Genomic DNA, 26,492 nt, shown 5'->3' on the forward strand with positions numbered 1-26,492 from the left:
GAGGTGGGTATGGCTCGTCCACCGGCGGATCCCGGACGGCAGCTGGAGCGGGCGCACCGCATCCTTGACGCCGCGTCAGAGCTGATCCAGCGCTTCGGCTACGACAAGACCACGATCGACGACATCGCCAGGGCGGCGGGGGTCGCCAAGGGAACGATCTACCTGCACTGGAGGACGCGCGACGCGCTGTTCGCCGCCCTGCTGCGCCGCGAGCGGGTCCACCTGCTCGACGACGTACGGCGGAGCGCCCCCTCGACCCTCCACGACCTGCTCCACGGCCTGGCCCGCGAGCTGCTGCGCAGGCCGCTGATGAGGGCCAGCCTCCTCGGCGACTCCGAGGTGCTCGGCAAGCTCACCCGCCACAAGCGCGAGAGCGGCACCGCGCCGCCGACGGGCGAGCTGTTCGAGACCTACATCGACGCCCTGCGCGACCACGGCGCGCTGCGCGCCGACCTGACGACCCCCGAGCACCTGACGGTCTTCGCCTCCACGCTCTACGGATTCCTGACGGCGCAGCGCTACCTGCCCGACTCGATGAAGGTGCCGGACGAGCGGCTGGCCGAACTGCTCGCCGACGTGGGACGGCGTGCGATGGAGCCGGGCGGGGCAGGCGACGCCGTGGCCGTCGCCAAGGCAACACAGGAGTATCTCGACACCGCCGTGACGATCGCGCAGGACAAACTGCGCGAATCGCTCGGCACTAAGGAGTATGCGACGTGAGGGTGCTTCCTCTCGACGACGCCGCCGCCACGCTCGAGGTCGCGGGCGGCAAGGGCGCCTCCCTCGCCCGGCTGGCCAGGGCGGGCCTGCCGGTGCCGGCCGGATTCCACATCACCACAGACGCCTACCGCGAGTTCGTCGCCCCCTTCCACGACCGGATCCTCGCCTCGCTCGACGAGCCCGCCGCGATCGCCGCCCTGTTCGCCGAGCACGAGATGCCGGACGAGACCGCGAAGGCCGTCCGCGAGGCATACGCGGCGCTCGGCGACGACGTTCCCGTCGCCGTGCGCTCCTCGGCCACCGCCGAGGACCTGCCCGGCATGTCCTTCGCCGGACAGCAGGATACCTACCTCAACGTCCGCGGCGACGCCCTCCTCGACGCGGTCAGGCGCTGCTGGGCCTCGCTGTGGACCGAGCGGGCCATCGCCTACCGCGGCCGCAACGACGTCTCCCATGGCGAGGTCGCGCTCGCCGTCGTCGTGCAGGAACTGGTCGCGGCCGACGCGGCGGGCGTCATGTTCACCGCCAACCCCGTCAACGGCGCCCGCGACGAGATCGTCGTCAACGCCGCGTGGGGCCTCGGCGAGGCGGTCGTCGGCGGCCAGGTCACCCCCGACACCCTTGTGGTCAAGGACGGCGCGGTCACCGACGAACGCGTCGCCGACAAGACCGTCATGACCGTGCGGACCGGCTCAGGCACCCGCGAGGAGCCCGTGCCCGAGGAAAGACGCCGCCTTCCCGTGCTCGACGGCCCTCAGGCCGTACGGCTGGCCGAGCTCGGCACCACCATCGAGCGCCTGTACTGCACGCCCATGGACGTGGAGTGGGCGATGCGCGACGGAGAGCTGTTCGTCCTGCAGGCCCGCCCCGTCACCGGTCTCCAGCAGGAGGTCGAGGAGTGGAACGACAGCCGCAAGGGCGACTACCTGTGGACCGCGGGCAACCTCGGCGAGGCCATCCCCGACGTGATGACCCCCGCCACCTGGTCGTTCGTGCGGATCTTCATCCACGAGGCGATGTCCGCCTCCGCGCTGCCCGGCTTCGACCTCGTCGGCAACATCGGCGGCCGCTTCTACATGAACCTCAGCCTCACCGTCTCCATCGCCAAGGCGCTCGGCATGGGGTCCAGGCTGAGCGCGGTGGAACAGGTCTTCGGCAAGTTCCCTCCGGGCCTGGACATCCCCCTGGTGAAGACCTCGCGGTGGAAGATCGTCAAGCTGACCCTGCCCATGGCCTTCCGCATCAGGAAGCGGGTCAAGGACAGCCTCGCCACCATGCCCGCCTTCCTCGCCACCGCGCGGCGGCGCAACGAGGAGCTGCGCGCCACGATCGAGGCCGCGGGGAGCGGCACCGAACTGGCGCAGGTGTGGGAAGGCGAGCTGCTGCCGTATCTGATCACGGCCTGCAGGATGCTCGAGGCGGCGGGACGGCAGGGCGGCGCCACACTGGTCTGGACCCGCGACAAGCTGCGCAAGATGATGGGCGAGACCGACGCCGAGGCCATGCTGACCGGCGTCAACGCGGACGGCTCCGGCGAGCTGGCCAGCCTCGGGCCGATCATCGGCCTCGACCGGCTGGCCAAGGGCGAGATCACACGCGAGGAGTTCGCGCTCGCCTACGGGCATCGGGGGCCGCACGAGTTCGAGGTCTCCCGCCCCAGGCCCGGCGAGGACCCTGAGTGGATCGACGCCCAGCTCGCGGGGCTGTCGACCGCGCAGGCCGACACCGGCGCGCTGCTCGCCAGGCAGGCCGCCGCCCGCGACGCGGCCTGGGCCAGGTTCGCCCAGCGCCATCCGGGCAAGGAGGCCGCGATGCGGGCCAGGATCGCCCGCTGGAACGCCGTCGTCCGCGACCGCGAGACGACCCGCTCGGAGGTGATCCGCGCGTTCTGGGCGCTACGCGCCTTCGTGCTCAGGGCGGGGGAGCTGACCGGGCACGGCGACGATCTGTTCTTCCTGCCCGTCGACGAGATCCTCTCCGTGCTGCGCGGCGCCGAGCCCACCAGGGTCGCGGTACGGCGCGCCACCTACGAGCGCTACGCGGCGCTTCCGCCGTACCCGACGCTGATCGTGGGCTACTTCGACCCCGTCCGCTGGGCCGCCTCGCCCGACCGCCGCGCCGACCTCTACGACGCGCGCGGCATCTCGGTCGAGGTCGCCGACGCGGTCACGGGCTTCCCCGGCGCACCCGGCGTCGTCGAGGGCGTGGCGAGGGTCATCGCGGGACCCGAAGAGGGCGAACGGCTCAAGCAGGGCGAGATCCTCGTCACGACGCTCACCAACATCGGCTGGACACCGATGTTCCCCCGCGCCGCCGCCGTCGTCACCGACATGGGAGCGCCCCTCTCGCACGCCTCGATCGTCGCGCGCGAGCTCGGCATCCCCGCGGTCGTCGGCACCGGCAACGCCACCATGCGGATCAAGGACGGCGACCGCGTCCGGGTCGACGGCGAAAAGGGAACGGTCGAGGTTCTGCCAAGTTGAGGCCCCGCTCGGCGAGCCTCGGCCAGGATGCGTCGCATGACTGCGCGCATGACAGAGGAGGAGCGGGAGCTCGAAGCCAGATGCGAGGCCTACCGCAGGGCGCGGCAGGACCTCGACAGAGTGAGACCGTTTGAGCCGTGGATGCCCGCAGACGAGGAAACGCCCGCCTGATCCTGGGATCGGGCGGGCGTTTCCCCACGTGCGCGAACGGTGTGCAGGTCGCCTCTCGGCGGAAGGCACAACACGGCTCCAGCCGAACGGTATTCCGTGAAGGCAATAGGTGAGGCCCGGGGACACTGGGCACACCGGCCACGATGCATGTAACCACGAGCACCCGGCATCCATTCCCCCCGGCGCCTGGCGATCTTCCACTGTCCGCTCCCGCACGGTCCCGTGGAGTTACTTCGCAGGCTCAATGCGGTGGGTTGAGCCTGGAGCGCGGGGGATGCGATCTATGCTGGCAAGCGCGAGATTTTGTGGGAGACTGCACTTTCGCAGGGGGCGGTAGCTCAGCCGGTCAGAGCATCGGACTCATAATCCGTGGGTCGTGGGTTCAAGTCCCACCCGCCCTACTCTTCCATACCGTGTTTGACCTGGGGTTTCACGATTCTCCAGACCCTCCGCGCGAGTTGTCGATCATGTTTGGTTGCTCGCTGGTTGCTCGCATGTACGGATCGTGTACATCGGTAGATCGCTTAGACAGACATTGTCAACTCAGCCCCCCGCGACGATCATCAGAAGGCCAAGCCAGAACGCCGCTCAAGGCCGTGACATCGGCGGCATCCATGCGATCACTCAAACGTTCTCCAAGCCAGGTTTCCTGCCAAGTGGGCCGTGACCAGGCTGGCCGCAACGGCCCCCGGACACCGCAACGCCGCCCGCCTGGGATGTGACCGAACTCAACGACCTGCGCGCTCGCCACCTCAGGCGATCAGCGCGGCCAAGAGCAAGCCACGACGCCCAAATCGAAGCTTCCTGGAGGGAACGCGCCCTCAACGCCGAAGGGGCTCTCAGCACGGCGCACCGAGAGATCGACACTCAACGAGACCGGATCGGTCTGCTGCTCGGCCAGATCCGCGACCTCGAAGCCGATTACACCGAACAAGCCGCGCAACGCATCGCCACCCAGAACGCTGACCTGAAACGACAGGTCAGCGACCTCTCCCCGGCGAACCGGAATCTTGAGGAGAAGCTCGCACTCTCACGCTCCAATAGCCGCTTCCGCGACAAACGCATCGCCGATCTTGAAGCTCGGCAGCTCGAAGACCTAGCTACGATTCCCGAGTGATCAGCACCGCAGGTTCCGCGCTCGGTACACGCGCAGCCCACCGACTGGCCCAGACGGGATTCTGGCCGATCGAGCCAGGGTTGACCGACGCGGAGTTCGCCCGCATCGAGCACAAGTACGGCTTCGAATTCTCCGACGATCACCGAGCGTTCCTCGCCGCAGGGCTGCCGACCGGCTCCCCTCCGCCCGAGCCGGGAGTGTTCCAGAGCGAAACACCCTGGTCCGACTGGCGCAACGGTGACCCTGTTGAACTGCGCGAAAGGCTGAACTGGCCGGTGGACGGAGTTCTCTTCGACGTCGGGCACGGCTACTGGCACGACACTTGGGGCGAACGGCCAAACGACCAAGCTGAAGCAATCAGTGCAGCCCGCCTGAAACTCAGCGAAGTCCCGCGCATGGTCCCCATCTTCAGCCACCGATACCTGCCAGCCGGACGAGGAACCTACGGGCACCCGGTCTTGTCGATGCACCAGACAGACATCATCTACTACGGCCCCGACCTCTTCGACTACATCCAGCAGGAGTTCGGTGGTGCCAGCCTCGACATCGCCCCAAACTGGACTCCGCCGGCAGCCGTCCCCTTCTGGCGAGACTTCCTCTGACCAGAGGTCGGCTCGGACTGGCTACAAACACACGACACACACATGTTCGCGACGTGACCAGCAGGTCGAACATAGATTGAACCGAAGGCGATCGGTAAACCGACCACGTCAACCAAGCAAAAGGCGATAAGGACCCGTCCGACTGGAAGCGTCCGTTGACGAGCTGCTACTGCGTGTACGCCCGCTCGTGGATCGACGTGAAGTTCGACTGGGGCCTGACGTTCCAGGTGAGCGAGAAGGCTGCACTGGAAGACATGCTCACCTACTGCTGACCGAAGCGAACGGCTCCACTCTGCCGAAGCCGAGCGGCAAGACCCCCTCCTGCGGTGGCTGACGACGTTATCGGCCGCTGCGGGACGTGGCGGGCGCTCGGGCTCAGCGCGGCATGTGTAGCCGACTCAAGATGAGAGGTCACACCCAGCGACCATCGTGCCCAGGCGGTCCGGCGTCCGCAAGGTGGCGGCGTCATACGGGCCGCACCAGGTCATGTGCCCGATTCGGGCGGGGCTAGCCGCGGTCGACATCTCGGATAGGCCCGCATTCCGCTGGACCGTCCGGCACGACAACCTGTGCGAGGAGGTGCGGGTGCCGAATATTCATCCGTGCAGGTCATGGAGGTGATGCACTCTTGCGCTCCCGTCGTAGCCCCTCACGGCATGATGGCTCTCAGTGGGTGGTTTATGTGGTGATTATCAGTTGATGATTTAGGTGGAGCACCTTTGCGGCATGCGGAAGAAACTTGCTCCTATCGCGGTCGTCGCGGCCGTCCTGACACTGCTCGCCGCTCCGGCTGGCGCCGCGGTCGGTCCCCCGGTCCCGCCGCCCGGCCATCCTGCGCAGGTGCCCACCCCGCCCCCGCTCACGCCGGAGGAGGCCGAGAAGCACGACGAACAGGCTTCCGTCACGCAGGCCGCCGAGGCGTGGATGTCCTGCACCCGGCTCTGGAGGAACTTGCGGGTGCCGAAAATTCATCCGTGCAGGTCGCAGGAGTGACGGGCGACCACGTGCTCCCGACTGGAAGTCGCGAGAGCTGTACCAGAAACGGCATGATGATCGGTCGTGCTGCTGCGCTCGGCCTACCTCACCGTGACTACCACCTTCTCGTTCCTGCGACTGCTGCCCAGGAGCGATCACGACAAGGACATGGAAATTCTGGTGCTCCGGCACCAGTTGACGGTACTGGAGCGGCAGGCGGCAAAGCCGGCGCTCACGCCGGAGGACCGGTTTCTCCTGGCAGGACTGCTCTGCCGTCCGCCGATGGACCAGTTGCGGCACATCACGTTGCTGGTGCACCCGGACACCGTCCTGCGCTGGCACCGTGATTTCCTGCGGCGACGGCACGCCGCGGCCAGTGCATTGCGGCGGCGTGGACGCCCGCGCACCGTTCGGTCCATCCGGATCTCGGTACTGCGGCTAGCACGGGAGAACTCCTCGCGGGGCTACCGGCGCATCCACGGTGAACTGGCCGGGCTCGGCGTCAAGATCGCTGCCTCCACCGTCCGGGGAATCCTCAAAGGCCACGGCATCGACCCGTCGCCTGGGCGGACGGCGATCACATGGTCCGCGTTCCTGCGCAGCCAGGCAGGTGCGCTGGTGGTGTGTGACCTCGTCGAGGTCTCCACGCTGACCGGGGCGCGCCTGTACGTTCTGGCAGTCGTCGAGCACGCCACCCGTCGCGTTCGCATCCTCGGCGTCACCCCGCACCCCACTGGGCAGTGGGTCACTCAGCTCGTCCGCAATCTTGTCATGGACCTGCCGGGCGCGGGCAGGACCGCGAAGTTCCTGATACGGGATCGGGACGCGAAGTTCACCGCGGCCTTCGACGCCGTCTTGCTCGATGCCGGGATGCGGGTGGTCAAGACCGGTGTTCGGATACTGCGGATGAATTCCATCATGGAACGCTGGATCCAGACCTGCCGGCGCGAGCTGCTGGACCGGACCTTGATCTGGAACCAGCGCCACCTTCTGCACGCGCTGCGCGAGTGCGAGACCTTCTACAACGAACACCGGTCGCACCGGCTCTTGGACAGGCAGCTCCGCTGCGACCGCTTCCCGATTCGGGTGCTGACCCAGCCCGGATCACGCTGCTCGATATCCGCCGACATGATCGACTTGGCGGGTGCACTCAAGGAGTACCGACATACGGCTTGACCTGGCCGGATGATTATTCGGCACCCGCAGGTCCGGGAAGAGATCGAAGAGGCTGCTACGCAAGAGAAGGTGTAGCTCGGTGGTGAATTCGGTCATGTTCGTCACATCAATACCTAACACAGCGGCCAGGATGCCACTAGCTGAATGTCTTTCCTTGGGGACATGCGTTGCCGTTGCTGAGCCGTATTTGAGGTATAGCCCGGAAGTGGCTTTGGCTTTCCTGAACTAACCTTCATTCATCCGATTACTGTACTGAGATTCGATCGTCATAGATCTTGTAACGAGGTCTACGCTGGGCGCTTCTAGATCACTCGATGTGCCTTGTCGCCCTTATTCGTCGGGGCTACAGGGTCGGACGTGCTGGGAAGTCGGCACGACTTTGGCAGCGGAGATTACAGCGTGGACGCATGACCTTCGGGAGTGAATTGGTGTCGGTAAGCGGTGATCGAGAGATGGGCGGTGTGGAGGAAATCCCGGTGATGGATATTCCCATCGCTGATCTCGTGACCGGTAATCACGTTAGGGCATTTGGCATCAGCGAAGAGCACGTGCAGATTTTGGCCGATTGCGACGAGGAATTGCCTCCCATACTGGTGCAGAAGCAATCCCTGCGGGTCATCGACGGTATGCACCGCATACTTGCGGCCGAGTTGCAGGGGCGCACCGAGATCAGGGCTCGGCTCATGGACGTCGGGGACGCGAATGCGTTTCTTTATAGTGTTAGCGCGAATATTGCACACGGATTAGCTCTGTCATTGTCGGATCGAAGGAATGCGGCTGTTCAAATCATCAGACTGTATCCAGATTGGTCGGATCGAGCCGTCGCTCGGGCGGCAGGGCTCTCCGGCAAGACGGTCAGCGCATTGCGCGCCCGCCAGAGCTCTGTCGCGCCACCGGGGCGCCGACTCGGTCTTGACGGACGGACGAGGCCGGTGAACAGTGCTGCCGGCCGGGCGATCGCGCAGGAGCTGCTCGCGAAGAAGCCCGAGGCATCCCTGCGGGAGATTGCGAAGGAAGCCGGAATCTCGCCAGGCACCGTCCGCAGAGTCCGTGCTGAGTTGCAGGGGAAGGCAGAGCAGAGACCCTCGAACGGCGACGTGTCAGTGCGAGTCGTGCGGCGTCGAGTGACCCTAGAGAGAAACAGCGCTCCAACTCCCAGCGCCCACAATCCATCGTTCGGGCCAACCGCGGCCGACTGTGAGGCCATATTGGAGATTCTCCGGAATGACCCCTCCCTGAGATACCGGGATACAGGACGAGGACTTCTGCAACTACTCCATCATCAGCGACCCGTGTTCGCGAGAACCACGAAGATCATGGACACTATCCCTCCCCATTGCAGGCCTGCGGTCGCCGTCCTGGCCCGGATCTACGCACAAGGTTGGCTTGAGCTGGCGCAAAATCTTGAGGAAACGGCCTCGCGCTCTGCGAACACCAGACGCTCAGAGAGCGCATGATCCCGTGGCGTGCAACTGAGGAAACGCGGCAGTTGCACGCCACACGCTCGGGGGTGGGCCCTCATGGCCAGGTGATCTCCTGTTTTGGTGGTCAGAGCGGCGGGGTCACCCCCTTGCCGGTGAGGGCCTCGGCGAGGCAGTGGGAGTCTCCGCTGGTCCCGACGAGGTGGGCGTGGCGCAGCAGCCGGTCGACAGTGGCGGTGGCCAGTGGCTTGGGCGCGATCGTGTCGAAGCCGGATGGGTGGATGTTGCTGGTGACGACGCTGCGCTGCTCGCAGGCGGCGTCGACGATGCGGTAGAACGCCTCGGCGGCTGTTGGGGTGTTCGTGAATGCCTCGCTCGCTGATATTCTGCGTGTGATTGAGGGAGTTCGCCTGGACTGCGTCCAGTTGCACGGAGATGAGGGACCGGAGTTTGCCGAGAAGCTCCCGGTGAGAGTCATCAAGTCGATCCGGGTCGGCTCGCGCGAGGACTTGGCTGGCTTGGAGCGGTACCACGTAGACGCATTCCTGCTGGATGCGAAAGTCGACGGGCATTTTGGCGGCACCGGTCGACGCTTCGACTGGTCACTGCTCGAGGGAGTAGAACTGGCGAGACCACTAATTTTGGCCGGTGGCCTTGATTCCGAGAACGTTGCTGACGCTGTGAAGCAGACTAGGCCGTATGCCGTTGACGTGTGCAGCGGCGTGGAATCCGCTGTAGGGGTTAAATCCCGCCAAAAGGTACGTGCATTCGTCGAAAACGCCCGGCGCGCGGCATCGCTTGGCTAGCCCTGCGGTTGCGCAGTGGATTTCGCCAAGCTGAGAGGGCGCATTTGACTATCGGCAGGACGCCTTCGCCACGCTCAGAGCCTATCGTACCCCTGAAGCCGCACGGCCTTCTAGGCGCGCTGATCGATTTCTGTGGCGCCGATGGAGCAGGCACACCGACTGCGATCAATTTACTCCTTGGCGAGATTGATTGATAGCGGGATTTCGCCATCACGGATGGTCGCGCTATGCCAGCCGTCGGATTGATGGCGGTCCGCCTTGTGTGAACGGCACGCTCTTCGGCGATGGCAACGGAGCTGTCGCGGAAGAGAATATCCTTGGTATTTTTGGTGTGGTGGATCGCTTAAGCCGGCAGGCGTTTGATATTGAGCCAGCGCTCGCTGCCAGGCAATTCGTTCTGGTAGACCGTTATGTAAATTACACGCTGGCTTACTATGCGGTGAAGCATGATTCGTCGCTTCAATACCTAGCGTCGATCTGTTCGCCTATCCACGAGCCTGATGCTACATCCGTGTTGGACTGCACTTCCGAGGTCGCGATCGATCGTGTCGTGCAGTCCAGAGAGTGCTGACCAGCAGATCGGCCCAACAGCAAGGTTTATTGACGCATATAGTTCAACTGCGGCGAGTAATGGGGCTCTTCGATTTTGAGGGGGATGGTCACCCTCACGCCGCTGCGTTGATCATTTTTTGTGTGCAGGCCAACCGTACTCGTCGGCGTTGGTTGGTCAGGTTGCGGAAGCCGAACGCCACGCGGGCGGCGTCCTTAAAGAGACGGTTCGTTCCTTCGGTGCGGGCGTTGGTGACCCGGGTGGTGATGAAGGCCAGCGTCTCGAGCCACCACGCGTCGATCGTCTCGGCCAGGGTGACCAGCTCCGGGAGGTCAGAGGTCGCGCACCAGGGGAAGAAGTGGAACAGCCGGTGGGAGATCACTGAGCGTGGCGCTTGTTGGCGGGCGCAGGCCAGCAACGCGCGTAGTTCCTCCTTGGCGATCCAGGCGGTGAGAATCTGCCCGGTCGGCTCGTGGTCGATGAGCGCGTTCCACATGCCGATGAAGGCCCGCTCAGACAGGTTCTCCCGGGCACGGGGCAGACGGTGGCGATTGGCCCATTCCGGGTCGGCGGCCCGGCCGCGGCGTCCACGTTGCTCGCGGGTGACGCGCTGGCGGATCGCGGTGAGTGCCTTGTTGGCCAGGGCGATGAGGTGGAAGTGGTCCACCACGATGATGGCGTGCGGCAGCGCTCGCCGGATGGCTGTGCGGTAGCACGCGGCCGGGTCGATCGCGACCACTCGCACGGCAGCCTTCCACGCCAGGCCGCGTGCCGCCAGCCAGTCGATGACCGCGGCGCCGGTGCGGCCGGCGGCCTGGCCGAGCAGCCCCTGCTCACTGGACAGGTCGACGAAGTTGGTCTCGAACCGCTCCAGCTTCTCCCAGCTCCCATCGGGCATCTTGCGCCAGCGTGCCCGTCCGCGACGGGTCTCATCGATGCCCAGCACCTCCACCGGCTCCGGCTCGGCCGGAAGCTCGTCAGCCAGCGCGACGAAGTGGCGGTGCACCAGCGGCCAGGCTAGGCGATACTCCCGGCACGACTGCGTCACCGATGCACCGGAGGCGACGCGACGAGCCGCTGCCCGGCACAATCGGCCGGTCACCCGTGCCCGGGGCGGGGTCTCGGTCACCGACTCGGTGAATGCCTTGCGTCGGCACTGGTCCTCCTGGCAGGCGAACTGCCGCTTGTGCCAGCACACCAGCAGCCTCTCCTCGCCGTAGGGCAGGTCCCGTGGCCTTGTCGTGCGGCGCTGGCGAACCGTGGTGGAAATGACCCCGCACTCGGGGCAGGCGGCCCACTCCTCAGGTCGTCCGATATGCGCGACTCGCACAGGTTCACCGCGCTCATCGGCGACGCGTTCGACCTTGAGCACTGCGATGTCGGGCATGCCGAACAGGATCGAAGTACTGTCGTTCACAGCTCGTGGCCCCCGTCACTAACTGTCCTTGATCAACAGCTAGTGTGGTGGGGTCACGAGCTCTCGCGCGTCAGGCCACGCCGACGCCCTTCTCCCTCAAGATCGAAGAGCCAGTAATGGTGTGACTGTTATGTCGTCACTGAACCCATTTCAGCGGGCCTCACGGAGTTGTGGAACGAGGACAGCTGTGGCGAGTTGACCTGCGAGAAGAGGACAGCAGCGAATACTCCGGCCTCATTTGGCCGTTTCTTCCGGAAGCTCCCTGATGATAGCCGGATCTTCGCCTTGCTGGGCTTGACACAATCGGACGGATAAGCTGATCGATCAATTGATCGCGGCGCCAGTGGAGTCATTGTCAGCGTAGGCATTCGCCTGTCGTCGATACAGTTCGGCGTAACGGCCCGCCGAGCTCATGAGTTCATGATGGGAGCCCTCTTCTGCAATGACGCCCTGATCGAGGACGACAATTTTGTCCGTCATGCGGACGGTCGAGAATCGATGCGAAATCAAGATGGCGATCCCGCCGCAGTTGGCGATCATTTCCCGAACCTGCTCGGCGAATCGTTGGAAGAGCTCGTGTTCGGCCGCCGGGTCGATCGCGGCGGTCGGTTCGTCCAGGATCAGCAGGAGGGGCTCGCGCCGCATCAGGCCGCGGGCGACGGCTAGCTTCTGCCCCTCGCCCCCGGACAGCTCGACCCCGTTGAACACCGGGCCGAGCTGCGTCTCCAAGCCGTCGGCGAGTTTCGAGACGAGCGCCGTGGCGCCGGCGCGGCCGACCGCCGCGGTCACCGCGTCGCAGTCATCGAGACAGGGAAGGTCACCGACCCCGACGGTCTCGCGGACGAGCGTCTGGAACTTGGCGAAGTCCTGGAACACCGCCGTGCACCGCGCGGACCACTCCACAGGGGACAGCCCGGGCAGGGGGACTCCGTCGATCAGAATCTGGCCGGCAGTCGGCTCGTTCAGGCCGGTCAGGAGTTTGATCAGGCTCGTCTTCCCGGCGCCGTTGAGCCCCACGAGGCCCACGACCGTCCCGGGGGCCAAATGGAGGTCGATGCCGTCGAGAACCGGGTGGTCAGAGCCCCGATAGGAGTAGGACACGCCGCGGAGCTCGATGCCCCGCGCCAGCCTGCCCGGGGGAGAGGCAGCACCGCGGCGAGCTCGGGCCGCGTACTCCATGAACCAGACATAGTGGTCGATCGTGCGGGCGCTCTCGGTGAGCCGTCCCAGGCCGTACACGGCGATGGACACCTGCTGGGTGAGCTGGCCCATGAGCGATATCAGCATGACGATGTCCGCGGGGGTCGCCCGCCCCTCCTGACGAAGGTTGATCAGCGCCGTGAACGCCGCCGCCATCGCCGCGAAGAAGCAGATCCAGCCGGCCAGCTCCCAGCGGAGGGCCCTGATTCGGGCGCGGGACTCGGCCCGTCCGGCCTCCGTCCAGAGCGCCGCGGCACGGTGCCCGAGCTCGGCGGCGCTTCCGGCCACCCGGATCTCCTTCCCGGACTCCGGACGTGTGCAGAGCTCGTGCAGTTCCTTCTCAAGCCGCGCTGCCGACGCCGACGACTCCCGCGCCTCACGGACCAGCCTCCGCGCCCGTGAGGTGCAGTAGAGCATCGGAGCCGCCGCGAGCATGACCGCGGGAAGCAGCGGATCGACGTGCGCCAACAGCCAGACGCCGAACGCCAGCCCCAGGATCGCTCCGCTCGTCTCGGCGGCGAACCAGCAGGTCTCGGCCATGTCCCGCGTCCCCTGGCGCAGCCTCGTCAGCCGGTCGGCGTACTCGGGATGCTCGAGGTGCTCGATCGTCGGGACGTTCGCTGCCGCGGCCAGGACCTCCTGGTCGAGGTCGCGGGCGACGAGCTCGCCCAGGTCCGAGCAGCGGAGCTGGCGCAGGCGGGTGAGCGCGGTCTGCGCGGTCATGACCGCGATCCCGAGCGCCGCGGCCAGCAGCACCGTGGTCGTCGAACTGCTGCCGGAGCCCTCCACGAGCCATCGCTGGGCGGCCGCCGTCCCGGCCAGTGAGGCCGAGGCCGCCAGGATCAGCGAGGCGACGAGAAAGACGCCACCGCGATCGGCGCGCAGCCCGAGCAGGAACAGATGGCGCGCGGTCTGGAATCGCTTCGTCATGACGCGGCCGCCTCGGTGTCGAAGTGCTCCGATTGGAGCCGGAACAGGGTCGCGTAGGCACCGTCGCGGCGCATGAGGTCGGCATGACGGCCGGATTCGATGATCTTTCCGTCCTGCAGGACCACGATCCGGTCGGCATGCCTGATCGTGGAGAGCCGGTGGGAGATCAGCACCGCCGAGGCGTCCCCGATGGCCTTGACGACCCGCTGGAAGAACTCCGTCTCGGCCCGGACGTCGAGGTTGGCGGTCGGCTCGTCGAAGACGACCAGGCGGCGGCCGTGCGCCACCCCGAACAGCGCACGAGCGATCACGACGCTCTGCCACTGCCCGCCCGACAGATCCCGTCCGGATTCCCCGCTGCGCCACAAGGGGGTGTCGAGGCCGCGAGGAAAGGTCCGCACAAGCGCCCCGGCACCCGCCCGTTCGAGTGCGAGGAGGACGGCTTCGTCATCGGCGGGGTGTTCGGGGGCGGCGAGCGCGACGTTGTCGCGCAACGACGCGGGATAGCGTATGAAGTCCTGAAAGACCACGGTGAGCTGGCGCCGCCAGTGCTCGACGTCGACCTCGGCCAGATCGGTTCCGCCCACGGTGACCCGCCCGCTCGTGGGCTTGTACAGCCCGGCCAGGAGCTTGATCAGGGTGGTCTTCCCCTCGCCGTTCGCTCCGACGACGGCCAGCACCTCGCCCGGATGGATCTCGAGCTCGAGGCCGTCGAGAACCTTCCTCGACGCCCCCGGATAGCTGAAGGAGACCGCCTCGAAGTGGACGAGCGCCCCCGTCCCGACCCGGGTCCCTGTCTCCGCGTCAGGCGCCCGGTGCGAGAGCTCCAGCCGCCTCAGCGCCTGAACCGCGCCGAGGCCGTACGCCAGGTCTAGGTCTTGGCCGAAGAGCGCGCCGATGCCCCAGACCGTCATCGCCGCCACCAGACACGTCGCCAGCTCACCGGCGTCCAAGACGCCCTGGACAGCGGCGACACCGGGAACGACGAGCACACCGACCGCGGAGAGAGCGGTGAGGCCGATGGTCGTCCCCTGCCGGCGGACGACCTCTCGCCGTGCCGCCCACCGGACGGACATCCACGCGTGATGCTCGGCGCGACGCCTGCCAACGATCCACCCGGCCAACCCGAACAGCCGCACCTCTTTACCCGACGCGGGCCCGGCGGCCACCTCCGACCAGTACTCGGTCTTCCGCTCCCCGTCGATCGCCTCGTCCTCGACCCCGACGAGATGAACCCACTGCCGCCGAACCACCGCCCGATTGAGCAGACAGACCACCAACAGCACAACGGACAGGAGCGGAAGGTACATCGCCAGCACCGCCGCCGCCGCGACCGTACTGGTAAGCCGCCCAAGCAGATGCACCTGCGCCGTCACAGCCGTCCCGGCAGACCGCTTCCGCCAGGTGAACCCCAGATCCGTCGCCCGCTCGGCATCAGCCATGAACTTCTGCTCCGACAAATGACCGATCTCCCGCGGCGTCGCCGCCAGCTCCCGAATCCGCCGCCGCACACCACCATCAATCGCCCACGAAACCCGATGGTCAAGGATCTGCTGAACGGCCAAGGCCCCCTGATACAACAACATGGCGCTAAGGAGGATCCCCAGCGCGGGTATCGCCCCCGCCAAACCCCTCGTACGCGCGACCGCCCCGACCAGCTCACCCGCAGCCACCGCCATCAGCGGCGCCGCCAACACCAGCACCCCCGTAACCCCAACAAGCCCAAGAGAATCCCCTCGCCCAGCCCAGGCAAGGAACCGCAACAATCCCCACCGCTCAAGCACCCGGCCCCAAACGGCCCTCGCCCACAACCTCCATCGCGAATAAGCCGCGTTCTCCTCCATGAAAGCCTCCGCTCCGTGAACGCTCCGAGAGCATGTTCTCGCCCTCATCACTGTCAATCGAAAACCCCGAACACCGCACCCTGTGAACCACCTCGGCTTTGATAGAGAGCTCAGGGGGTGATTCCATCGGTCGTGTTGGGCTGGTATTGAGCGCAGTAGAGGGCTTCTTATTCCTCCGGCGGGGTAGCTGAGTCGCTGCTATCGAGTTCGCGCAGGGTGCCAGCAGGAATCACAGAGATCATCCAATCGGTAGGGCCACGACGAGCGACATCCGGAACGGTTCAGCGCTCAGCAGGAAAATTGATACAGAAGTTTTCGGAAATCGTTCGGCAGCTACGGCGGCGATGCAGCAAGAACCCTTGATGAAACGCTGGCCCAGCTGTATGTGAAATCGAGGACCCGGGTACCTTGCCTCAACCCGGGGCTCTCCGGCAAGACGGTCAGCGCATTGCGCGCCCGTCAGAAATCTGTCGTGCCGCCGGGGCGCCGACTCGGTCTTGACGGACGGGCGAGGTCGGTGAAAGTGCTGCCGGCCGGGCGATCGCGCAGGATGGTGAGGGAGCAGCAGAATTTCCATGTCCTTGTCGTGATCGCTCCTGGGCAGTAGTCGCAGAAAAGAGAAGGTGGAGGTCACGGTGAGGTAGGCCAAGCGCAGCAGCACGACCGAGCATCATGCCGTTTCTGGTACAGCTCTCACGACTTCCAGACGGGAGCACATGATCGCCTGTCACCCCTGCCGAATTGGCTCGCTGGTGCTATCTAAATTGCCGACACGAAGAAGCGGACCAACTCGTGGCGCAGGCCCTGAGCTTGGCTCGCGCGCGGGTCACGTCCAGCGAAGTGGTGTATGAGTTGACCTTCGCGTGATCCTGTTTCTGCAGGTTATGCCGTAAGTGTCTGCGGCAACGGGTTCTGTGCCGTGGTTGAGAAGAACCGGCATGCCGTGAGCCGGTGCTCCGCGAGGCCGGGGACAACCGGAGCGGCAGACGATGGGACAGCTCGCAGAGCACGACGCGTGATGACGGCGCACAGCACGGTCTTCACGGTGAACGCGGCAGGCGAGGTCACGGTCGAAACAGATCCGCTCACCCACAAGACCACGATCGCCTACGACCTGGCCGGCCGCATCGCGAAGATCACCGACGCGCTCGGCAACGCCACCCAGACCGACTACGACCTGGCCGGCCGCAAGACCAGCGTCAAGGACCTCAACCCCGCGGGCACGGTGCTGCGCACCACCGGCTACGGCTACGACGCCGCGAGCAACCCCACCAGCACCACCACCCCGGAAGGCCGCACCACCCGGCAGACCTTCGACGCGCTCAACCGAGTTACCTCGCTGATCGAACCCGTCTCGGCCACTGAGACGATCACCACGAGCTTCGGCTACGACGCGGTGGGCGCCCGTACCCGGCTGACCGACGGTCGCGGCAACGCCACCTGGACCAGCTACAACAGCCTCGGCCTCCGGGAGACGTTGACCGAGCCGTCCACCACCGCACACCCTGACCTGGCCGACCGCACCTGGACGAGCGTCTACGACGCGATGGGCAACAAGACGGCGACCATCCAGCCGGGCGGGGTGCGGATCGACCGGGTCTTCGACCATCTCAACCGCCTGGTCACCGAGAGCGGCAGCGGCGCCGAAACCACCACCTCCGACCGGACCTTCGGCTACGACCTGACAGGCCGTCGAACCAATATCGGCGATCTCACCGTCGACTACAACGACCGCGGCCTGCCCCAGACGATTAAGCGAGGGACGACGCACCAGACCGGCTACAGCTACGACGCGCTCGGCAACCCCACCCAGCGCATCGACGTCGCCGGCACCTCCGCCTTCACCTGGGACAACGCCAACCGCGTCGCCACCACCACCGACCCGGTCACCGGCCGTACCCTGACCTACGGCTACGACAACGCCGACCGGCTCACCTCCATCACCCCCACCAGCGGCCAGGCCGGAACCCAGACCTACACCTACGACGACCTCGACCGCGTCAAGACCCACACGCTCAAGAACGGCGCAGGCACCCAGCTTGCGAAGATCACCCACGGGTGGGACAACGACGACAACCTCACCAGCAAGACCACCGCAGGGACTGCCGGCGCTGGAGCCAACACCTACGGTTACGACCACGCCGGACGCCTGACCTCGTGGACCGCCCCCGGTGGGGCCACTACCACCTACGAGTGGGACGCCTCCGGCAACCGCACCAAGGCTGGCTCCAAGACCTTCGCCTACGACGAGCGCAACCGCCTCACCTCCGGCGACGGAGTCGACTACACCTACACCCCGCGGGGCACCCTGGCCACCGAGACCAAGGGCGGCACCACCCGCAACCTGACCTTCAACGCCTTCGATGAGCTCGTCAATGACGGCGATCTCGCCTATATCTACGACGCGCTCGGCCGCCTCACAGCTCGCGCCAAGGCCGGGGCAACGCAGCACTACACTTACTCAGGGCTGGCCAACGACGTCGCCACCATCACCGACAACGCCGGAGCTGTCCAAGGTAGATACGGCCGTGACGTGGCCGGTGGGGTTCTCGGCCTCCAGGAGAACGGCGGCGCGGCGGTCAGCGCGCTCACCGACCTCCACGATGACCTGGTGGCGACCTTCAACGCCGCCGCACTGGTCGACTCCACCGCCTACGACCCGTTCGGCCAAGGCGTGGCTCAGATGGGAGCAAAGCGAAATCTGGGGTATCAGGGCGAATACACCGACCCGGAAACCGGCAAGGTCAACATGTATGCCCGCTGGTACCAGCCCGGCACGGGGGGCTTTGCAAGTCGAGACACCGCTACCCTGTCCCCGAATCCGTCTGTGCAGACTAACCGCTACACGTATGCCAACGCTTCACCGCTGACCGGAGTCGACCCTACCGGGCATGCCACGAAGTTGATTGACTTCGGCACGGGCGACTCTTCCTTCGGGGGAGGCTCGGTGCCAGGAGGCTCGCTGATGGAATCTGGATGGGCCAGCGGGGGCTGCGTCGGCGGTATGGGCGGAGGCAGTATCTGTCATGAGACAGCCTCACATGCGAAGTGGTGGAGCGACTTCACTACCGCCCCGGGTTACGACTGGCTCTACGGCCCTGGGCTCTCCGACTCGGAGATCGAGCGTCTCGGCTACAAGTACATGCCCAACGGACGCCCCGTGGACCAGCCGTACTTTTACCACAAAAACGTGTCGCATGAGGTCCGTGATGGATACATGTCTACCTGGTCCCCCGCCGCGAACGACATGACCCTTATGAATAACTGGGCCATGGCTGGCGGGCTGACATCGACCCACGGACTATATGGCGGGGGGCTCTCGCCCTCCATGCAGAAAGCTCCCGAGTTCAAGTACTACAACACGTACTCGAAACTGCTTAAGTATTATGGAACAATCGAAAAGGCGGCCGGGAATCACGGCATTAGTAAAGAATCTCTGACTGCTGTTCTGCTGTGGGAGATCAATACGACGGCTAACAAGTTCGGCAATGTATCCCTCACCGCGGACTTCTATCTCGGGATCTACGGCGATAGCAAGACAAAGAACAAGGGAGTGGGGGCGTCCGTCGGGCTGGCTCAGTTGGAAATCTACAAGATCCGAATGATGATGATGAAGCACTACGGGAGTAAGGAGTGGGGGCGAAGGCCTATTGGCGATTACGTAAAGGAGGGGCTGAACCCGCACAGATCCATACATCTCGCTGCTGCCTGGATGGCACACCTGAAGGAGAATGTATCTTATCAGAAGGATGGAGCCACACACTGGCTGACTGATAGGGAGGCGGCAATTGCCTATTGTGGGTGCTCGGGAGTGTGGGTGGATAACCCTGCATCTGGGAATACGAGACTCAACGCCACCCGATTCATAGAATGGGCGGAGAGTGGCTTTAAAGACAAGGCGCTCCGCGTTTCGAACCCCGATACCGGAATTGAACGCCGAAAGGCATTGGAAAAGTGGTGGGCTCCGGGCGGTGCGGTCGACGAATACTGCAATAGAGTGGGCTGGAAGGATTGCGACTAAAAATATCGTTCGCGGAGAAAGCGGTCCTCATCGGCCGGATGACTATCGTTGTCCTTACTGTAGTCCTCCTGGGTTCGGGATGCATATGGTCCTCACCTGCACCTTCGGTGCTGCGGGTTGCCCCTGCCGCTCTCGACGATCTTCGTGGCATAGGCAAGGTGCAGGAGGAGATCACCACTGAATATGAGAGGAACGGCCGGACGCAGATAGCGAAGATGTTGGTGATCGATGTTGGAGCGACGAGTGGCCCGCACGCGCTCGATAAGGCTGCTGAGCTTCTGGTCGCCCGTAAGTGGGTGATCAGCGCGGAGAACCGGCCTACGATCGTGTCGATGGATTCTGCCCGTTGGCAAGGCACGCACGTGGTCGTGCGTCCGTTTGCTCCTTTGTACTTCGAAGACCACCCAGAGGTTTTGGAGCGGCTTAAGGAGTCATCTGTCCAGGAGGAATCGCTGGTGTACCTTGAGGTGTTTCACGGCACGCTGTGATGGCTATCGCAGGCCCAGGCAGGCAACGTCCGGGGCAGCACGCCGCCGCGCACCTGAACGCGCCGTCGGCACCGCCGCCCGTCCCTCCACCAGCCATCGGGTGACGGGCCGCTCCTCTGCCCGGATGACCGAAGCGCGTGGATCGTCGACATCGACGGGACCCTCGCCGAGCGCGACGAAGGGCCAGGCGGGCGCGGACCGTACGGCTGGGACCGGGTCCACGAGGACGCACCGAACCAGTCGGTCGTCGCCGTGGCGCGGGCGTCCTCGTGCCGAGGATCGACGTCAGGCGGATTGTCGCCGAAGACGACCTGGTCGTCACGCACAACCTGATGACGACGGTGGGAGGCGACAGGGCACCGCCGCCGAATCGATGGCGCATGGTTGCTCGATGGGCTCGTGCGCGATGAGGCGTGGCCCTGCGCGGCGGTGATCTGGGATGCGGACAAATGACGCACAATGCCGACGGGAAAGGATGCGCGGTTGCTCGGTGGTTGCTCGCGTGTACGGGATACGGCCCGGCACGCATTGGCACTGCCCAGCACGACGGCGGAGATAATGCCGGACAGAGCGACAGAAATCGGCTGTACCGCGTCAAAACTCGCGCATAGGGACTGAGCTGGTGTTTCTCCGGCCGACTATGCGGCTCGGCGGTACTCGTTGATCGCTCCTCCGAGGACCTTGCGGCGTTCGATCCGGCCTACCATCGGCACCACCACCGGCTCGTCTTGATCGGGTGGTCGTTGCCCACGAGCCTGATGCGGGCGATGCCCGTTGTAGTGATCGAGCTATTCGTTCAGGACCGAGCGAAGGTGACGTCACGCGCCGCGTATGAACTTCCATGACGAACAACACGTACAGACGTTTCAGAAAGATCGTGTCAACGTGGAAGAAATCGCCGGCCAGAAGTCCTTTGGCCTGTACTCGCAGGAAGGACCGCCAGGAGGTGTCGAGATGTCGAGGCGCCGGGCCAAGGCGGCGCGAGCGCAGAATGCGCCGCACGGTCACCTCGCCAACCTCGTAACCGAGCCGCACCAACTCACCATGCACCCGTCGATAGCCCCACGCGGGGTTCTCCCTCGCCATGCGAACGATCAGGTCCCGGATCTCCCGACTTGTCCTTGGGCGCCCGGGCCGATGGGGGTAGGTCCAGGCCCGGCGGAGCAGACGACGATGCCATGCCAGCAACGTCGCCGGGGTGACCAGCCGATGAGCGCGCAGCACCGCCGGCAACCACCGGGCCAACGCCGCGAGAACGGCCCGATCGGCCCAGTCCGGCTTCGGGCGGGCGACCTGACGCCGCAACACCGCCACCTCATGCCGCAACGCCATGATCTCCACGTTCTTCGACGCTTGGCTGCGACCCAGCAACATCAGCCAGCCGAACACCCGAACCGTGATCAGATAGAGCAGGCGAACAGGCACAAGGCGTGATCTTGTCGTCAGGGCTGGACGCAGTCAAACCACAGCTCAGAGCCATCGCGACTGAGTTTTGACGCGGTACAGGTTGCTGACACAACGGGCATGATCAAAAACAGACACCATCACACCACGAACCAGAGCCGCAATCCGAGTTAACCAGCAGAGTCCTACAGGCCTCTGGCGTACACCTTGAGCAGGTCGTGGTAGCGGTAGCGGCCGGGGGCGGGTGACTCCAGCAGGCTGAGGCCGACCAGCGACTCCAGCAGGTGCTCGCCGTCCGGCTCGGCCAGGTCGAGCAGGGCGCTCGCCGAAGGCAGCGGCAGGTCGTCGCAGTCGGGCGCGGCCGCCAGGCGGAAGGCGCGGGCCTGCGCGGGCGACAGCGCGCGGTAGGACAGCTCGAAGGTGCTCTCGACGTCCAGTTCCCCGGCGCGGAGCACGTCCAGCCTGCCGTGCTCGTCCGTGAGCTCGGCCAGCGTGGACTCGACGGTCCTGAAGCTCCTGAGTGCCATCCGGGCGCCGGCCACGCGGATCGCCAGCGGCAGGTGCCCGCACAGGGCCACCAGGCGTTCGGCGGCCTCCCGCCCTGCCGCCACCCGCTCCTCGCCGACGATCCTGGCGAGCAGGTCGAGGGCCTCGCCCGGGGTGAGTACGGCCAGATCGACCCTGTGCGCGGCGCCCAGGTCCGGCAGCTTGGGCCGGCTCGTCACCAGTACCGCGCACCCGGCGCCGCCGGGCACCAGCGGGCCCACCTGGGCGGCGGAGCAGGCGTTGTCGAGCACCAGGAGCACACGCCGGTCGGACAGCAGCGAGCGGAACAGCGCGGAACGCTCCTGCTGCTCCTCCGGGATCCGCTGCTCCGCGACGCCCAGGGCGTACAGGAAGGAGGCCAACACCTCGCAGGGGTCGGCCGGGTCGCCGCCCGCGCCGTGCAGGTCCACGTAGAGCTGCCCGTCGGGGTAGTCAGGCCGCAGCTCGTGGGCCACGCGCAGCGCCAGGGTGGTCTTGCCCACCCCGGCGGTGCCCGAGACGGCGACCAGCGGCGGCGCCTGCCGTCCCACCGCCCGCAGCACGCCGAGGAGGTCGTCCACGTACGCCGTGCGGCCGGTGAAGTCGGACAGGTCGCGTGGAAGCTGGCGGGGAACCGGCAGCCCCTGCTGCGGCCGGGGCGTCAGAGCCGGGTCACCGGAGATGATCTGCTGGTAGCGGACGGCGAGCTTGGCCGACGGCGCGAGGCCGAGTTCGTCGGCCAGCGACCGCCGCAGGCCGGTATAGACGGCGATGGCCTCGGCCTGGCGGCCGGAGCGGTACAGGGCGAGCATGAGCTGCCCCACCATGCTCTCCCTGCCCGGGTGGGCGCCGGTCAGCTCGCTCAGCTCGGCCACGACCTGCTGGTGACGGCCGAGCGCCAGGTCGGCCTCGATCCTCGCTTCGAGAGCCGACAGCCGCAGCTCCGCGAGGCGGGCCCGCTGCCCCTCCGCCCACGCGCCGGGCAGCCCGGCCAGCGGCTGCCCGCGCCAGCTCCGGAGCGCGTCCGCGAGCAGGTCGCGGGCCTGGACCGGCGGCGCCTGCCTGGCCCGGCCGACCGCCGCGGTGAAGTCGGTGACGTCGAGAGGGGCCGGGCAGCTGTGGCCGCCGCCGGTGGAGCGGATCGCCCCCTCGCCCAGCGCGGCCCGCAGCCGGGACAGATACGTGCGCACCGTGGCCGCCCCGGTCTTGGGCGGCTCGTCCGCCCACACAATCTCCACGAGCTGGTCGATGGTGAGGGAGCGGCCCTCGGCCAGCAGCAGGGCGGCCAACGTCAGCCGTTGCTGTGGCGAGCCGAGCTCGATCTCCTGCTCATCTCGGAAGCCGCGAACCGGACCGAGCACCTCGAAACGCACAGCTCACATAGTAGGCCCGCGTCAGGATCCGACCAGCCGCCAGAGCTGGCCGTGCTTGTTGCAGTCGAGGGCGGTGAGGTCCCCGCCGGAGTTCGCCGTCAGGCAGCCGCCCGTGCGGGTAGCCGTTCTGCATGTTGTACACGGCCCGGACGCGGAAGCGGTCGCCGCCCGCAGGCTCGAACTTCCACAACTGGTGCGGTAGTGGGCCGGGGCGAGCTGGACACGCCAGTTGTTCGGGATCACGTCGAGCACCATGGACCCGCCCAGCGCCGTCTGGATGACGTGCTGACCGTTGCCCGGTCGAACAGGTGCCACTGCTGGTCGCGGCTGCCCTGATAAACGCGCTGGTCTCAGCCGAGCCCGTCGAGGACGGCCCGTACGTCGTCGGCCTTGGGCAGACCGAGGCGGGTGAAGACGGCGGCGGCCTCCTCCAGGCAGACGCGGCCGCGAGCGGGCTGGCGCAGCGCGACGAGGGCGCGGCCGAGGACCGCCAGCGCGTCGCCTCGGATGTGCGGGTTCTCCAGGGTCTCGCTCTCCGCCAGCGACTGCTCCGCCAGTGTCGCGGCCTGCGCCGGGTCGGCGGCCAGGTGCAGTTCGGCCAGGCGGAACAGGGCCGCCGCCGTGCGGAAGCCGAGGGCGTTCTCGCGGCTGACGTCAGCGCACTCCCGGTAGCGGGCGACCGCCTCCGGCGCGTCGCCGAGTGCTCTGGCCAGCGTGTAGAGGGCGAAGGTGCGCAGGTTCTGGTCCGCGCTGAGGGGCAGGGCGTAGCGGGCCAGGCGGATGGCCTCGGCGGTGTCGCCGGTCTCGATGTGGACCAGGGCCAGGTTCAGCGAGGCGGTGGCCAGGTCGGAGGGCAGGCCCGAGCGGCGGCCGAACGCGATGCTCTCGCGCAGCAGCTCGCCCGCCCGGTCGTAGTCGCCGGCATAGTAGGCGTCCAGCCCCAGCGTGTTGCTCACGTCGAGGAACGCGTCCGCTCTGCCGTGCCGCCTGGCGAGGTCGAGGGCGGCCCGCAGGTGCGGCGCCGCCTCGTCCATCTCGCCGCTGTCCCTGAGCAGGTGCCCGAGAGCCGCCCGCGCGAGGCAGGACGCCGGCTCGTCGCGCCGCCCGGCCGCGGCGGCGACAGCGCGCACGGCCGGGATCACCAGCGACGCCTGGACCACGCCGTCCATCTGCGAGGCGAGGAGCGAGGCCACCTCGGCGAGCACGTCCGTGCGGGCGCCGGGCTCCGCCGCGGCCTGGGCGAGCACCGAGGCCAGGCCCGGCGTCTCCGCCGCCAGCCACGCCCGCCCCGCCGGACGGTCCGCCAGGGGCCGCCCCGTCGCGGTGATCTCGGCGAGCTGCTGCGCCGACTCGCCGCCCCTGACGGCGCGGTGGACGTTCCTGAGCGTGGCCAGATGGAAGTCGAGCAGCCGCGCCAGCCCCTCGGCCCGCTCGCGCTCGCCGAGGCGGGCCCGGCCGAAGACACGCAGCAGGTCGTGCATCCGGTAGCGGCCCGGCGCCGGGGACTCGGCGAGACCGAGGTCCACCAGGTCCTCGCACCAGTCCTCCGCCCCGGGGCCGATCAGGTCGACGGCGGCGGGCGCGGGCAGGTCGGGCCCGTCCGGCAGGGCCAGCAGCCGGAAGGCCCTGGCCTGGGCGGGTGAGAGCTGGTCGTAGCTGAGCGCGAACACCGACTCCAGCGCCAGGTCGCCGACCCGCAGCTCCACCAGGCGGCGGCGTTCGTCCGCCAGGCGCTCCACCAGCAGGGACACCGGCCAGGACGGGCGGGCCGACAGCCGGGCGGCGGCGATCCTGACCGCGAGAGGCAGCTGGCCGCAGGCAGCCACCAGGGCCCGCGCGGCGTCGGGTTCGGCCGCGATCCGGTCGCGGCCGACGATCGCGGTGAGCAGGTCGAGGGCCTCGCCGGGTTCGAGGACGTCGAGAGCGAACTGGCGGGCACCGGCCAGCCCGGACGGCCGGACGCGGCTGGTGGTCACGACGGCGCAGCTCGGGGCGCCGGGCAGCAGGTGGCTCAGGTGCGCGGCGCCGGCCGCGTTGTCGAGCAGGAGCAGCACCCGGCGCTCCGCGAGCAGGGTGCGGAACAGGGCCGAGCGCTCCTCCAGCCCGTCGGGCACCTCCTCGACGCCGAGCGCGCGCACGAACCCGGCCAGCACCTCGGCGGGGTCGGCCGGGTCGGGGCCCGCGCCGCGCAGGTCCGTGAAGAGCTGGCCGTCGGGGAAGTGCGCCCTGACCCGGTGCGCGACGTGTACGGCCAGCGCGGTCTTGCCGATGCCGCCGAGACCGGAAAGCGCGGAGATCGCCAGCGCGGCGCCGGGCCGCAGCGCCCGGGTCAGCTCCTCCACCAGGGCGGCGCGGCCGGTGAAGTCCGTGACGGCGGCGGGAAGCTGGGCGGGGACGGGCCGCTGCGCCTCGGGCGCCGGCACCGGGGCGGCGGCGACGATCTCCCGGTACGTCTCGGCCAGCGTCCGCGACGGTTCGACGCCGAGCTGCTCGTCCAGCAGTCGCCGGGTGTCGGCGTAGACGCCGGCCGCCTCCGCCTGCCGTCCTGCGGCGTGCAGTGCCCGCATCAGCAGGCCGGTCAGCCGTTCGCGCAGCGGGTACTCGGCGCGCAGCGCGGTCAGCTCGGCCAGGCACTCGGCGTGGCGCCCCCGGCGTACCTCGTCCTCCAGCAGGGATTCGAGGACGGCCGTCCGCTGTTCGGCCAGCCACACGCGGCGGCCTGTGGCGTACTCGCCGGGCAGCCCGGCCAGGGCCTCGCCCTCCCACAGGTCCAGCGCCTCCCGCAGGCGCCCGCCCGCCGTGTGGGCGTCGAAGTCGTCCACGTCGGTGGAGGCGGGGCCGAGCGCGTACCCGTCGCCCGCCGAGACGACCGAGGCGCGGCCGAGGACGGCGCGCAGGCGGGAGACGTGCGTACGGATCACCCCGACAGCGCTGCGGGGCGGCTCGGCCGCGCCCCAGAGGACGTCGGCGAGCTGGGCCAGGCTCAGGGTGCGGCCCTGGGCCAGCGCCAGCGCGGCCAGCACCAGCCGCTGCTGGGGAGAGCCCAGCTTGGCTTCGGCGTCACCGGTCCAGGCGCGCACCGGACCCAGAACGACTACCCGCAACGACATGAGCCGACATCTTACGACTCACCGGAGGTTGTGGTTGACCCGGAACAGGTTGCGCGAGCACCAACGGCCAGCGGCCGGTCCTCAATGTCGGCCAGCGGCATCCGGCTGCTCAACGACTCCGTCTGCTGGGGTGAGAGCGGACTTGCCCGCTTCCGGCTC

At 67.2% G+C, this 26,492-nt stretch carries 19 protein-coding genes and 1 tRNA gene; 13 read left to right on the forward strand and 7 right to left on the reverse strand.

Going from position 1 to position 26,492, the window contains the following annotated elements:
• Positions 1 to 9 precede the first annotated feature (9 nt).
• The 9 genes from AB0B45_RS32965 to AB0B45_RS33005 all read left to right on the forward strand — a co-directional run bounded on the left by AB0B45_RS32965 (position 10) and on the right by AB0B45_RS33005 (position 8,701).
• Complete coding sequence (locus AB0B45_RS32965) at positions 10 to 720, forward strand: helix-turn-helix domain-containing protein (RefSeq protein ID WP_358138541.1); 711 nt, start codon at positions 10 to 12, stop codon at positions 718 to 720.
• A complete protein-coding gene (locus AB0B45_RS32970) occupies positions 717 to 3,203 on the forward strand; it encodes a PEP/pyruvate-binding domain-containing protein (protein ID WP_358138543.1) in 2,487 nt (828 codons plus the stop codon). The genes AB0B45_RS32965 and AB0B45_RS32970 overlap by 4 nt, the downstream gene beginning before the upstream one ends.
• A gap of 36 nt (positions 3,204 to 3,239) precedes the next feature.
• A complete protein-coding gene (locus AB0B45_RS32975; RefSeq protein WP_358138544.1) occupies positions 3,240 to 3,374 on the forward strand; it encodes a hypothetical protein in 135 nt (44 codons plus the stop codon).
• Positions 3,375 to 3,701: 327 nt separating this feature from the next.
• A tRNA-Ile gene (locus tag AB0B45_RS32980) sits at positions 3,702 to 3,775 on the forward strand.
• 317 nt (positions 3,776 to 4,092) lie between these two features.
• Positions 4,093 to 4,491, forward strand: a complete 399-nt coding sequence (locus AB0B45_RS32985; RefSeq protein ID WP_358138546.1) for a hypothetical protein — start codon at positions 4,093 to 4,095, stop codon at positions 4,489 to 4,491.
• Positions 4,488 to 5,093, forward strand: coding sequence for a hypothetical protein (locus AB0B45_RS32990; protein ID WP_358138548.1), 606 nt, complete (start codon positions 4,488 to 4,490; stop codon positions 5,091 to 5,093). Before AB0B45_RS32985 ends, AB0B45_RS32990 begins: the two co-directional genes overlap by 4 nt.
• A gap of 726 nt (positions 5,094 to 5,819) precedes the next feature.
• On the forward strand, positions 5,820 to 6,086 hold the full coding sequence (locus tag AB0B45_RS32995) for a hypothetical protein (RefSeq protein WP_358138550.1): 267 nt from the start codon (positions 5,820 to 5,822) through the stop codon (positions 6,084 to 6,086).
• Between the two features lie 66 nt (positions 6,087 to 6,152).
• A complete protein-coding gene (locus tag AB0B45_RS33000) occupies positions 6,153 to 7,244 on the forward strand; it encodes a hypothetical protein (RefSeq protein WP_358138552.1) in 1,092 nt (363 codons plus the stop codon).
• A gap of 407 nt (positions 7,245 to 7,651) precedes the next feature.
• Positions 7,652 to 8,701 carry a ParB/RepB/Spo0J family partition protein gene (locus AB0B45_RS33005; RefSeq protein WP_358138554.1) on the forward strand — a complete coding sequence of 350 codons (1,050 nt, stop codon included), beginning with the start codon at positions 7,652 to 7,654 and terminating at the stop codon, positions 8,699 to 8,701.
• 91 nt (positions 8,702 to 8,792) lie between these two features.
• Here the strand turns inward: AB0B45_RS33005 and AB0B45_RS33010 are convergent, their stop codons facing one another.
• Positions 8,793 to 9,143 carry a hypothetical protein gene (locus AB0B45_RS33010; protein ID WP_358138615.1) on the reverse strand — a complete coding sequence of 117 codons (351 nt, stop codon included), beginning with the start codon at positions 9,141 to 9,143 and terminating at the stop codon, positions 8,793 to 8,795.
• Here AB0B45_RS33010 and AB0B45_RS33015 point away from each other — a divergent pair.
• The gene (locus tag AB0B45_RS33015; protein WP_358138556.1) at positions 9,058 to 9,471 is read left to right on the forward strand and encodes a phosphoribosylanthranilate isomerase; all 414 of its coding nucleotides are present in this window, start codon (positions 9,058 to 9,060) and stop codon (positions 9,469 to 9,471) included. The genes AB0B45_RS33010 and AB0B45_RS33015 overlap by 86 nt on opposite strands.
• 262 nt (positions 9,472 to 9,733) lie before the next feature.
• Positions 9,734 to 10,042, forward strand: a complete 309-nt coding sequence (locus AB0B45_RS33020; RefSeq protein ID WP_358138558.1) for a hypothetical protein — start codon at positions 9,734 to 9,736, stop codon at positions 10,040 to 10,042.
• A gap of 94 nt (positions 10,043 to 10,136) precedes the next feature.
• Here AB0B45_RS33020 and AB0B45_RS33025 read toward each other — a convergent pair whose 3' ends face one another.
• From AB0B45_RS33025 to AB0B45_RS33035, 3 genes are all read right to left on the reverse strand, one after another.
• Positions 10,137 to 11,408 carry an ISL3 family transposase gene (locus tag AB0B45_RS33025; protein ID WP_358138560.1) on the reverse strand — a complete coding sequence of 424 codons (1,272 nt, stop codon included), beginning with the start codon at positions 11,406 to 11,408 and terminating at the stop codon, positions 10,137 to 10,139.
• 354 nt (positions 11,409 to 11,762) lie between these two features.
• Entirely contained in the window at positions 11,763 to 13,568 is a 1,806-nt protein-coding gene (locus tag AB0B45_RS33030) for an ABC transporter ATP-binding protein (RefSeq protein ID WP_358138562.1), read from the reverse strand.
• Positions 13,565 to 15,412: an ABC transporter ATP-binding protein gene (locus AB0B45_RS33035; protein WP_358138564.1), complete on the reverse strand. Its 1,848-nt coding sequence runs from the start codon at positions 15,410 to 15,412 to the stop codon at positions 13,565 to 13,567. Before AB0B45_RS33035 ends, AB0B45_RS33030 begins: the two co-directional genes overlap by 4 nt.
• Before the next feature lie 1,018 nt (positions 15,413 to 16,430).
• Here AB0B45_RS33035 and AB0B45_RS33040 point away from each other — a divergent pair.
• Together AB0B45_RS33040 and AB0B45_RS33045 are read left to right on the forward strand one after the other, a co-directional pair.
• Positions 16,431 to 19,433, forward strand: coding sequence for an RHS repeat-associated core domain-containing protein (locus AB0B45_RS33040; protein WP_358138606.1), 3,003 nt, complete (start codon positions 16,431 to 16,433; stop codon positions 19,431 to 19,433).
• 158 nt (positions 19,434 to 19,591) lie between these two features.
• Positions 19,592 to 19,921, forward strand: a complete 330-nt coding sequence (locus AB0B45_RS33045) for a hypothetical protein (RefSeq protein WP_358138566.1) — start codon at positions 19,592 to 19,594, stop codon at positions 19,919 to 19,921.
• Between the two features lie 594 nt (positions 19,922 to 20,515).
• Here AB0B45_RS33045 and AB0B45_RS33050 read toward each other — a convergent pair.
• The 3 genes from AB0B45_RS33050 to AB0B45_RS33060 form a co-directional block, all read right to left on the reverse strand.
• Positions 20,516 to 21,346, reverse strand: a complete 831-nt coding sequence (locus AB0B45_RS33050; protein ID WP_358138568.1) for a helix-turn-helix domain-containing protein — start codon at positions 21,344 to 21,346, stop codon at positions 20,516 to 20,518.
• 164 nt (positions 21,347 to 21,510) lie between these two features.
• On the reverse strand, positions 21,511 to 23,223 hold the full coding sequence (locus tag AB0B45_RS33055) for a BTAD domain-containing putative transcriptional regulator (RefSeq protein WP_358138570.1): 1,713 nt from the start codon (positions 23,221 to 23,223) through the stop codon (positions 21,511 to 21,513).
• 350 nt (positions 23,224 to 23,573) lie between these two features.
• A complete protein-coding gene (locus AB0B45_RS33060; protein ID WP_358138572.1) occupies positions 23,574 to 26,333 on the reverse strand; it encodes a BTAD domain-containing putative transcriptional regulator in 2,760 nt (919 codons plus the stop codon).
• Between the last annotated feature and the right edge of the window lie 159 nt (positions 26,334 to 26,492).

It is taken from the genome of Nonomuraea sp. NPDC049152, from assembly GCF_040648355.1.
Classification (GTDB): Bacteria; Actinomycetota; Actinomycetes; order Streptosporangiales; family Streptosporangiaceae; genus Nonomuraea.